Source organism: Streptomyces lonarensis, from assembly GCF_012033735.1.
Lineage (GTDB): Bacteria > Actinomycetota > Actinomycetes > Streptomycetales > Streptomycetaceae > Streptomyces > Streptomyces lonarensis.
In genome coordinates, this window is sequence record NZ_JAAVJD010000302.1 from 1 (window position 1) to 5,198 (window position 5,198).

A 5,198-nucleotide genomic window follows, 5' to 3' on the forward strand; every position below is an offset into this window, starting at 1 on the left:
GCCTCCAGCAGGTGCAGCACCTCGAAGGGCATCTCGCCCTCGCCCAGCTCACGAGCGGGGGACCCCTCCGGGAGGTTGCCGATCACCATGGCGGGGCCGCGCCGCGGAGGCGCTGGAGGTGTACCGGGCCCTCGCGGTCGCCCGCGCCCACGCCGGGGGCGGCGGACACGCCGAGACGCTGCGTGCCCGCCACGGCCTGGGGGTCAGCCTCGGCAGGCTCGGCCGCTGGGAGGACGCCCTCACCGAGGCCCGCGAAGTGTGGGGCCTGCGCTGCCGCACGCTCGGCGACGAGCACCCCGACACCTTGGTGAGCCGCCGCGAGATCGCGGTCGCCCTCGGCTGGCTCGGCCGCTGGGAGGAGGCGCTGGGCGAGTACCGGCCGGTGCGGGAGAGCCGGGAGCGCGTCCTCGGCGCGGCCCACCCGGCCACCCGCACCAGCCGCAACGACGAGGCGCACTGCCTGGAGCAGCTGGGCCGCCGGGCCGAGGCGGCGGAACTGCACCGGGCCGGCGCCGAACTCGACGACGGGGCCCGCTGACCGGGCGGTCCACCCGCTACCGGCCGCGGCGCTCCGGCGCCCGCGCGGCACGGTGGTGCCGAGGGCCCGCCCGCCGCTCGACCGCGCCGGGGGCCACGTACCATGGCGGCATGTCGTTTCTCCGCCGCCGCAGCGCTCCCACGCCCGCCGGTCCGGACTTCGATGTCCTGGCCATGGACCCGGGCGACTGGCCGGGAGTGCTGGGCGCCGGACTGCTGCCCGCCCCCGACGGGAGCTGCCAGGGGGTGATCCTGCGCTACGACCTGTTCGGGGGGCGCGGCCCCGCCATGGTGATCGGCAACCTCCCGGAGGGGTCCCCCGCTCGTGAGCTGGGCGAGGGCGAGATGCCCTTCGAGGTGCTGCACCTGCTGGAGGCCCTCGGCATGGAGGAGGAGGTCCGCGCCACCGGCACGGAGGAGATCCCGGTCATGCACGAGGACAGCCTGCTGATCGTCCGCCGGGTCATGTGCAGTGAGACGCGCGTCTCGTGCGTCCAGTTCGACCGCAGCGACAACGTGCTGGTGACCATCGCGAGCTGGGACCGGCCCATCACCGACGACCTCTACCGGCTGCTGAAGCCGCTGCCCGCCGAGCTCTTCCAGCAGCACTAGGAGCGGCCGGCGCCCCGTGGCCCCGGCCGTCTTCTCCCGCCGCCCCCGCAGAGGGGCGGCGTTCCGTCGCGTGGGCCGTCGGCCCCGCGCTGCCACCGGTGGCCGGCTGCCTCCGGCGCGTCGGCGTCGCTGTACCGCCGCCCGTCCGGTGCCGCCGGGTTCGGGCGCGGGAACCACCTTTCCCGCGCCCTGTGCTCACCGCTTCGCGAGCACCGCCCGTCAGCGGGTGCCCACCGCGGCGCGGACCGCGCGCCGGGTCAGGGCCAGGTCGTCGTGGAGCCGGCGCAGCAGCAGCCGCCGCTCCTCACCGAACGCCAGGGAGCCGGCGGGCCGTGCGGCGGCCGCCGCCGGGTCGGGGCAGGGCGCCCGCATCGCGCGGTGGATCGCCTCCTCGCACTCCCGGATCTCCCGGGTGAGCACCAGCATCAGGTTGACCAGGAAGGCGTCCCGCTGCTGCGGGCCCTCCAGCTGGGCGAGGCGGCTCAGTTGCCGCCGCGCCACCGGGGCGGTCCCCAGCACGGCCCACAGCGTCGCGAGGTCCCGGCCGGGGAGGTACCAGCCCGCCGTGGACCACCCGAGGAGCGCCGGGCCGGCGGGGGAGAGCACCGCCTGGCTCGGGTAGACGGAGCCGTGGCAGAACTGCCGCGGCAGCGCCCCGTCGCGGCCGCGCAGCCCGTGGAGCAGGGCACGCAGGTCGGAGAGGTCCCGGTCGGTCAGCATGCCGAGCGAGTGGCAGCGGCCCAGCAGCGCGTGGTAGTTGACCTCCGGACCGAAGTCGTTCCCCGGCGGCTCCCACTCGCCCAGCCGGCGGACGCCCGCGAACAGCGCCCGCAGGTCCGCCACGGCCGGCGCGTTCAGCGGATGGCGCCGCGTCGAGGCGGCGCGGCCGGGGATGAACTCCATCACCAGCGTGCCGGAGCCGGAGTCGGCGCCGACCAGGCGCGGCACGCGCACCGGCGGGCGGTGCCGCACGAAGATCCGGTGGGCGGCTATCTCACGCCGCACCTTCTCCGCGGCGGCCGTCGACAGCGCGCACTTGGCGACGACGGGGCGGCGGCCCAGGGAGCCGGCGAGGAGCACGGACTCCGAGCCCTGCCGGAGGAGTTGGGCGGGGCTGAACTCCGGGCAGATCTCCTGCACGGAGGCGAGCGCGCCCCGCAGTTCGGCGCCGCGCTCACCACTGAGGTCCAGGCGCTGCCTGCCCGACGGCCGTGCGCGGCGCGGCCGTTCGGGAGCCGGCGCGCCGAGCTGCGGCACGGCCGCGGGAGGGGTGGCGAGCGGCTGGCGGTACCTGGGGTACACGGGGGAGGGTGCTGGATACATCGGCGAGCCGAGTCCCTTCGTGCGCCGGACGGAGGACGCGCCGCCCGTACCGGGGCCGGTGGGCACCCTGGGGAAGTGCCCGGCCGTCCCCGGAGCGGGGTGGCGCCTTTCTACCGAAGCGCGGGGCGGCCGTGGCACACCAGCTGGCGGACCCTGGCGAAACCCTGGCGAATCGCTGAGCGCCCTCCCGAGCGGGGCTACTGTCGAGTCAGCCGAGATCCTGGGGGCTTGACGTGACGCAGAGAACCAACACCCGGCTGGCGGACCTGTTCCGGCTCGCGGGATGGTCCAAGGGAGAGCTCGCCCGCCTGGTCAACCGGCAGGCGGCGGCCCAGGGCCATCCCCAGCTCGCCACCGACACCACGCGTGTCCGGCGGTGGATCGAACTGGGGGAGACCCCGCGCGAACCGGTGCCCGAACTGCTGGCCTCCCTGTTCACCGAGCGCCTCGGCCGTGTCGTGACCATAGAGGACCTCGGCTTCCGGCGTCCCGGCGAGTCCGGGCGGGGGAAGGCCGGGGCGAAGCTGCCCTGGCCTCCCGACCGGACGGCCGCGGTCCTCACCGAATTCACGGGAATGGACCTCATGCTCAACCGACGCGGCATGGTGGGCGCGGGCGCCGCGCTCGCCGCGGGATCAGCCCTCAGCGACGCCCTGCACGACTGGATCAGAACCTCACCGGACGGAATCCCCAGGCCCGCCTCGGACGGCACGGGGCCCGCCGGACTCGACCCCTACGAGGCGGCCCCCGTGGGGTCGGCCGAGATCGACGCCCTGGAGAACGCGGTGGAGGTGTTCCGTGCCTGGGACGCCCGCCGCGGCGGCGGCCTGCAGCGCAAGGCGGTCGTCGGCCAGCTCAACGAGGTGGGCGGCATGCTCGCCTACCAGCACCCCGCCCACCTCCAGCGGCGGCTGTGGGGCGTGGCGGCCAACCTCGCGGTGCTCGCGGGATGGATGTCCCACGACGTCGGCCTGGAGCCCACCGCCCAGAAGTACTTCGTCATCGCCACCCACGCCGCCCGTGAGGGGGGCGACCGCCCGCGTGCGGGCGAGGCCCTCTCGCGGGCCGCCCGCCAGATGGTCCACCTCGGCCGGCCCGACGACGCGCTGGACCTGATGCAGCTGGCCCGCTCGGGCGCGGGCGAGGAGGCGCTGCCGCGCACCCGGGCGATGCTCTGCACGATCGAGGCGTGGGCGCAGGCCGCCCTCGGCCAGGGGCAGGCGATGCGCCGGACGCTCGGCCAGGCGGAGGACCTCTTCGTCTCCGACCGCCGGGACGTGCCCCCGCCCAGCTGGATGCAGCTGTTCGACGAGGCGGACCTCTACGGCATGCAGGCCCTGGCGTACCGCACCCTCGCCGAGACGGACCCGACCGCGGCCCGCGTCGCCGAGCGGTTCGCCAAACGCGCGCTGGAACTGCGCGACGTGGACCGCCGGACCCGGTCCAACATCCTCGACTACCTCTCCCTCGCGTCCGCCTGCTTCCTCGGCAACGACCCCGACCAGGCCGACCGCTACGCCCGGCTGGCGCTGATGAGCATCGGCGAGACCTCCTCGCACCGCACCTGGGACCGGCTGCGGGAGATGTACCGGCTCACCGGCGTCTACGCCGGGTACGGCCGGGTCGAGAGCCTGCGCGAGGAGATCGAGCACGTCCTGCCCTCCGCGCCCGTCTCCCCGGGCGACACCGGGGCGGGCAAGGGGCCGAGCGTCGTGTGACGCCCACCGGCCGCCCCCGCCGTCCGTGCCCCGCACGCCGGACGGCCCGGGGGTGACCGGCGGGTGCGCCGCGCCGGTCCGCGCCGGCCGCTCCGCTCACCGTGCGCCGTGGCGCGGCTCAGCTGACCCGCGCCACCAGGACGCAGGCGTCCTCCAGCGCGCCGCCGGCCCGGGCCGCCTCCCGGCGCCGCTCCAACAGCACCTCCAGCGCCTGCCGGGCGTCACCGGCGGCCGCCAGTCTCGGCGCCAGCGTCAGCAGCACCGGGTCGCTGGAGCGCGCCGTCCCCACCCGGCCGTCCGGGCCGGGCGGTTCCGGCGGGAACAGTCCGTCGGTGTGGAGTACCAGGGTGTCGCCGCTGTGCAGCCGGTCGACCCGCTCGCCGTAGACGGTGCCGGCGATGGCACCGAGTAGGGTGCCGGGCGGCCGCGGCAGCAGCCGGGCGGACCCCTCCCGGCACAGCAGCGGCGCCGGGTGACCCGCCTGCGCCCAGGTCAGCGAGCCGTCGTCGGCCCGGTACCGGCAGCACACCAGCCCCGCCAGCGCGGGCTGCGTCCCGCGGTCCATCAGGTCGTTGAGGTGCTCCAGCACGGTCGCCGGGCGGGCCCGGGTGAGCGCGATGCCCCGCAGCGCCCCCAGCAGCCCGGCGGTGGCGCAGCCGTCGCCGGGGCCGCTCCCCGACAGGTCGCCGACGCTCAGCACGGTGCTGCCGTCCCCGATGTCGATCCAGTCGTGCCACCGGTCGCCCGCCGCCTCGCCGTCCGCCGGCAGACACCGCGCGGCGAGCTGCAGCGACCGCGGGACCCCGTGGTCGGGGCGGCGCTCCGGCGGGCTCTGCCAGGGCGTGGCGGTGGCCTCGCGCGGCAGCGACGGTGCCGGCCCCGCGGCCGTGGCGGCCCCCACCGCCCGTCCGCCGGGAGCTGCTCCGCCGGGTCCGTCCGGTCCGCCCTGCCCGCCGGGCCTGCCCGGTTCGTCGTGTCGCCGCCGGTCGGCGGGCGGGCCGTCCGGCG

4 protein-coding genes and 1 pseudogene are annotated in these 5,198 nt (G+C 76.8%); 3 read left to right on the forward strand and 2 right to left on the reverse strand.

The features are described 5' to 3' along the window. Window positions 1-94: 94 nt before the first annotated feature. Window positions 95-538: pseudogene (locus tag HCN56_RS23250) on the forward strand (tetratricopeptide repeat protein); the annotation flags it as partial. Window positions 539-648: 110 nt separating this feature from the next. Next, window positions 649-1,149, forward strand: coding sequence for a hypothetical protein (locus HCN56_RS23255; protein WP_167974268.1), 501 nt, complete (start codon window positions 649-651; stop codon window positions 1,147-1,149). A gap of 219 nt (window positions 1,150-1,368) precedes the next feature. On the opposite strand, the gene HCN56_RS23260 is transcribed toward HCN56_RS23255, so the two are convergent. Beyond that, a complete protein-coding gene (locus tag HCN56_RS23260; protein ID WP_167974270.1) occupies window positions 1,369-2,472 on the reverse strand; it encodes an aminoglycoside phosphotransferase family protein in 1,104 nt (367 codons plus the stop codon). Window positions 2,473-2,705: 233 nt separating this feature from the next. Between HCN56_RS23260 and HCN56_RS23265 the strand changes: the two genes are divergently transcribed. Further along, a complete protein-coding gene (locus tag HCN56_RS23265) occupies window positions 2,706-4,190 on the forward strand; it encodes a DNA-binding protein NsdB (RefSeq protein ID WP_167974272.1) in 1,485 nt (494 codons plus the stop codon). Between the two features lie 118 nt (window positions 4,191-4,308). Here the strand turns inward: HCN56_RS23265 and HCN56_RS23270 are convergent. Continuing rightward, window positions 4,309-5,198 (reverse strand): PP2C family protein-serine/threonine phosphatase (locus HCN56_RS23270; RefSeq protein ID WP_209313092.1); only part of this gene is annotated, 890 nt, incomplete at its 5' end.